This is a genomic window from Thalassolituus sp. UBA2590 (assembly GCF_002339775.1).
Taxonomy (GTDB): Bacteria; Pseudomonadota; Gammaproteobacteria; order Pseudomonadales; family Oceanobacteraceae; genus Thalassolituus.
The window spans coordinates 600-5,273 of record NZ_DDKU01000084.1; the positions used below are offsets into that span (position 1 = coordinate 600).

Consider the following 4,674-nt stretch of genomic DNA (forward strand, 5'->3'; position numbering starts at 1 on the left):
TCTGGAAGGTTCTGACCAGCACCGTGGTTGGTTCCAGTCATCACTGCTGACCAGCGTCGCAGCCTATGGCAAAGCACCCTACAAAACAGCACTGACTCACGGCTTCACCGTTGATGGTCAGGGCCGCAAGATGTCCAAGTCGATCGGCAACACGGTAGAACCTCAGAAGGTTATTAATCAACTGGGCGGCGACATCCTTCGCTGGTGGGTAGCCGATACTGACTATTCAGGTGAGATGACGGTTTCTGATGAAATTCTGAAACGTAACGCCGATTCTTATCGCCGTGTACGTAATACCTGCCGTTTCCTGTTGGCGAACATCAATGGCTTTATGCCAGCGGCCGATATGGTGCCAGCGGAGCAACTGTTGCCACTCGATGCCTGGATGGTCAGTTACACCGAGCGACTCCAGGAAAAAGTCATCGCGCTGTATAACAACTATGACCTGAAGGCGCTGACGAAGACACTGATGAATTTCTGTGTATCTGAGTTGGGTGCCTTCTACCTTGATGTAATTAAAGACCGTCAGTACACCTGTAAAGCGGATAGCCTGCCACGTCGCAGTGCGCAGACTGCGCTTTATCATGTCGCTGAAGCGATGGCGCGCTGGATCGCGCCTGTGCTGTCTTTCACCGCTGAAGAAATCTGGAGCGCATTACCTGCGCCAGTGAGCGGTGAGCGCGAAGAGTCTGCTCAGCTTTCAGAGTGGTATACAGACTTTCCGCAGATTGCCGCGTCCGAGTTTAATGATGCTTACTGGCGCTCCGTCATGGAAGCCAAAGAAGCGGTCAATGGCGCGCTGGAAAAAGCACGGGGTGAAAAACGCATTGGTGCTTCTTTGAGTGCTGAAGTCGTATTGTTCGCTGCTGACGAGTTGAAAGCCAAACTGGATCGCTTAGGTGATGAATTACGCTTTGTACTGATTACCTCGGGTGCCGTTGTAAAATCTCTGAGCGAAGAGGGTGGTGAAGCGACTGACCTTGATGGTCTTCGCGTTGCTGTTATGGCATCCGATGCCGAGAAGTGTGAACGTTGCTGGCATCACAGTGAGACGGTGGGTAGCGACGAGCGTCACCCAACCTTGTGCGGCCGTTGTGTCGAGAACGTTGAGGGTGACGGTGAAGTCCGTCATTACGCCTGATGAATGATTCAAGTGCTGTAGCGGACAGCGGACGCTCGCCTCTGATCTGGTTGTGGTTAGCCGTGCTGGCCGTGGTGCTGGATCAGGTGACCAAAGTGGCTGCGGAGAACATGCTGACCTACGCCCAGCCGGTGTACATTCTGCCTGTTCTGGACTTTACCTTGCTCTATAACCCAGGTGCGGCTTTTAGTTTCCTGGCGGATCAGGCGGGGTGGCAGCGCTGGTTCTTTACGATTATCTCGGCGGGCGTCTCGGTTATGTTGCTGGTGTGGCTGGCCAGACTTCCGCGAGGAAGTGTCTGGTTGCCTATTGCGCTGACGCTGATACTCGGCGGCGCCGTGGGCAATCTGATTGACCGGGTATTGTATGGGCACGTCGTCGATTTCATTTCGGTGCACTGGAACAACAGTTACTTCCCTGCATTTAATATCGCCGACTCCGCGATTACATTAGGCGCGATTATGATGGCGCTTGATGTGGTTCGGGAAATTAAAGAAGAGCGGGCGAAAGCCTGACATCTGCGTACTAACGCCGCACCGCCATTGTGTGCGGCCTATTAAAAGGTGTGATTATGTCTCTCGGAATTATTGCTGACGGAAGTCGGGTAAAACTGCATTTTGCCCTGCGCCTGGCAGATGGGCAGGAAGTGGACTCCACCTTCGAAAATGACGCGGCTGAATTCTCGGTCGGCGATGGAAACTTACCCGAAGGCTTTGAAGAATGTCTGATCGGTTTAACCACGGGTGATCACAAGACTTTTACCGTGCCGCCCGAAAAAGCATTCGGGCAACCAAACCCGCAGAATCTTCAGGAAATGAAACGCTCCGATTTTCCGGTGGATATGCCGGTGGCGCCAGGTTTGATGGTGTCATTCGCAGATGCTCAGGGGGCTGAGCTTCCTGGCGTAATCAGCTCTATTGAAGGTGACTACGTTGCCGTTGATTTCAATCATCCGCTGGCAGGAAAAGAGCTCCATTTTGAAGTTCAGATTCTCGAGGTGAAGGATGCAGATTAAGCTCGCTAATCCACGCGGTTTCTGCGCTGGTGTTGATCGGGCGATCGATATCGTTAATCGCGCACTGGAACTGTTTGAACCGCCTATCTATGTTCGTCACGAAGTCGTCCACAATAAGTTTGTAGTGAATGACCTGCGTGATCGAGGTGCTATCTTCGTCGACGAGCTAGATGAAGTGCCAGACGATAATATCGTTATTTTTTCAGCTCATGGCGTCTCTCAGGCTGTGCGTAAAAATGCAGCCGACCGCGGTCTTAAAGTATTTGATGCGACCTGCCCGTTGGTGACTAAGGTTCACCTTGAGGTGACCCGCTACAGCGCTCTCGGCCGAGAGTGCATCCTTATCGGCCATAAAGGGCACCCTGAAGTCGAAGGTACCATGGGTCAGTACGACTTCAGCAAGGGCGGAAATATCTATCTTGTTGAAGATGAAGAGGACGTTGATGCTCTTGAGGTCAAAGATCCTTCTGCTCTGTCATACGTAACTCAGACAACATTATCGATGGATGATACTGCCCGGGTTATTGATGCACTGCGTGCGAAGTTTCCTGAGATTACCGGGCCTCGAAAAGACGACATTTGTTACGCCACACAGAACCGCCAGGACGCCGTTAAAATCCTCGCGTCTGATTGTGACCTGATGCTGGTAGTTGGTTCGCCAAACAGCAGTAACTCTAACCGTCTCCGTGAGCTTGGTGAGCGTATGGGGGCAAAAGCTTTTCTGATCGACGATGCTTCCGAAATTCAGGCTGAATGGCTCCAGGGCGTTAAAGCCGTTGGTATTACTGCAGGTGCTTCTGCTCCGGATGTTCTGGTTAAAGAAGTCGTTGCTAAACTGGTATCACTCGGTGGTGAGGAGCCTGAGGAATTGCAGGGCAGAGAAGAAAACGTGGTTTTCTCGTTACCAAAAGAGTTACGGATGACCGAAGTGTAAGTCGATATTTCTCTGGTAATAAAAAACCCCGGCTAATGCTGGGGTTTTTTATTTGTTCAGCTGAAAGGTCACAGCTGCTTTTTAACGGTGTCCGTTCCTGCTTCAACGAGTTCAGAACGGCCAATACTGTTCATCACAATATCGCCATCTTTCTTTTGACTGTCTGTTGATGCAGCAGCAGTTATTTCAACGCATAGAGTTGCGTCATTATTGGGCGCATCACAATCACCTGCTGTGATGTTGTAGACATCAATAGCATGAGTATCTGTCGCAAAGCCAAGGCTGGACAATGCTGTTGCGTATTCGCGGTTTGCGAGGAAATATCGCTCCTGAGCTGCAAGTATTCCTTGCAGCTCCGCAATAGCATCGGAGCGGTTCGCTTGCCTTACGCTATCTTGGTAGGAGGGGTATGCGACAGCCGCGAGAATACCAACAATTGCTAGTACAACAAGAAGCTCAAGCAACGTGAAACCACGGTGGTATGTCATTGTTGTTCCTCCCAATAGTTGGTTTCAAACAGATCACAGCGGTCCATATTACCCTGAGTCAGTGTGGTTCCAGAGAGGATGCTGATGGCATAATCCTCACAATCAGGCAGGTCGCATACTTCACCTTCGGGACACTCGTCCGGGTCCGGCATTACCAGTGTTGGGTCTGGTTTCAGCCTTGGGACAATGTCTCCTCCAGTAGGATTCTCTCCTGGAATATCTGGTTTACAGGAATTTGTACCGTCCTTACAGGTAGTGCGATTTCGTATCTCTTCTGAAAGGGCAAGTTGGTAGGTCCTGGATGCGCCCAGATTGCCAGAACATGAGAACTCCTCATCAGAGGTCGTTGAGAATGTATTGAATGTGACAACGCCGTTGAGTGTGATTGATGGTGACATGATCTTCTCTCCGACAAGTGTTGGATCAAAATACCAACCGAAAGCAGATTTCGACTCGTCGGTGGCGTCACTAGAAGACCACTCTACAAGATCACCGATTTGAATAGTTTCGTAACTTTCCGGATAGTTCAGACCGTGCGGGTCTTTGATCAGGTAAAAATGATCCTGAACATCTACATCGAGAGGGTGTGCACGATAGCCCGAACCAATACTCACTAACAGGAACTTGTCCTTGGTCACTAGTTCAATGCCTTCGTCTGTTTCTGTGGTTCTTGTGGTATTGATGTAGGAGACATCCGGGCTTACATAAAAGCGGCGGTTGCCTGACACACCGTCTGAGGCGCTGCTGTTCAGGTCAGCGATTACATTACCATTAAACCCTTGGTTGTCATCTTTCCAGTCAAAGCGCCATACTCTTCCGCCTGTATCCGCTGCAAATAAAAGATCAACGAAGCCATCTCCATCACGATCTACTGGTGAAACGTCACTGGCGAAGCTGTTGGTCATATTTACTGAAATATTGCTGCTTTCGTCAAACGCACTCCAGAGTACGGCGCCGTCAGATGCTCTGATCATATAAACTGTATTACCCGTCGTGTGCTCCAACCGTTCGCTTGAACTGCCGTCTTCAGCGGGGTCATAGCCACCTCCCGCAAGCAGTACGACAGTCGGAGTGTCATTCCAGTTTACTAATGCTG

General features: G+C 50.6%; 6 protein-coding genes. 4 read left to right on the plus strand and 2 right to left on the minus strand.

The window, feature by feature from the left end; translation table 11 throughout:
* The 4 genes from B2067_RS08120 to ispH form a co-directional block, all read left to right on the plus strand.
* Positions 1–1,141, plus strand: a 1,141-nt coding sequence (locus B2067_RS08120; RefSeq protein WP_301388065.1) for a class I tRNA ligase family protein, incomplete at its 5' end; no start/stop codon positions are given.
* Entirely contained in the window at positions 1,141–1,656 is a 516-nt protein-coding gene (gene lspA, locus B2067_RS08125) for a signal peptidase II (RefSeq protein WP_301388066.1), read from the plus strand. The genes B2067_RS08120 and lspA, both read left to right, overlap by 1 nt.
* Positions 1,657–1,712: 56 nt before the next feature.
* Positions 1,713–2,156 carry an FKBP-type peptidyl-prolyl cis-trans isomerase gene (gene fkpB, locus B2067_RS08130; protein WP_301388067.1) on the plus strand — a complete coding sequence of 148 codons (444 nt, stop codon included), beginning with the start codon at positions 1,713–1,715 and terminating at the stop codon, positions 2,154–2,156.
* Positions 2,146–3,090: a 4-hydroxy-3-methylbut-2-enyl diphosphate reductase gene (ispH, locus tag B2067_RS08135; RefSeq protein ID WP_301378229.1), complete on the plus strand. Its 945-nt coding sequence runs from the start codon at positions 2,146–2,148 to the stop codon at positions 3,088–3,090. The genes fkpB and ispH overlap by 11 nt, the downstream gene beginning before the upstream one ends.
* A gap of 68 nt (positions 3,091–3,158) precedes the next feature.
* On the opposite strand, the gene B2067_RS08140 is transcribed toward ispH, so the two are convergent.
* Both B2067_RS08140 and B2067_RS08145 read right to left on the minus strand, forming a co-directional pair.
* The gene (locus tag B2067_RS08140; protein ID WP_297530490.1) at positions 3,159–3,578 is read right to left on the minus strand and encodes a type IV pilin protein; all 420 of its coding nucleotides are present in this window, start codon (positions 3,576–3,578) and stop codon (positions 3,159–3,161) included.
* The coding region (locus tag B2067_RS08145) for a hypothetical protein (protein ID WP_301388068.1) at positions 3,575–4,674 on the minus strand (1,100 nt) is incomplete at its 5' end. The genes B2067_RS08140 and B2067_RS08145, both read right to left, overlap by 4 nt.

Coding starts and splice junctions, on each gene's coding strand:
- lspA (WP_301388066.1), top strand. CDS start 1,141: ATGAATGATTCAAGTGCTGTAGCGGACAGCGGACGCTCGCCTCTGATC.
- ispH (WP_301378229.1), top strand. CDS start 2,146: ATGCAGATTAAGCTCGCTAATCCACGCGGTTTCTGCGCTGGTGTTGAT.
- fkpB (WP_301388067.1), top strand. CDS start 1,713: ATGTCTCTCGGAATTATTGCTGACGGAAGTCGGGTAAAACTGCATTTT.
- B2067_RS08140 (WP_297530490.1), bottom strand. CDS start 3,578: ATGACATACCACCGTGGTTTCACGTTGCTTGAGCTTCTTGTTGTACTA.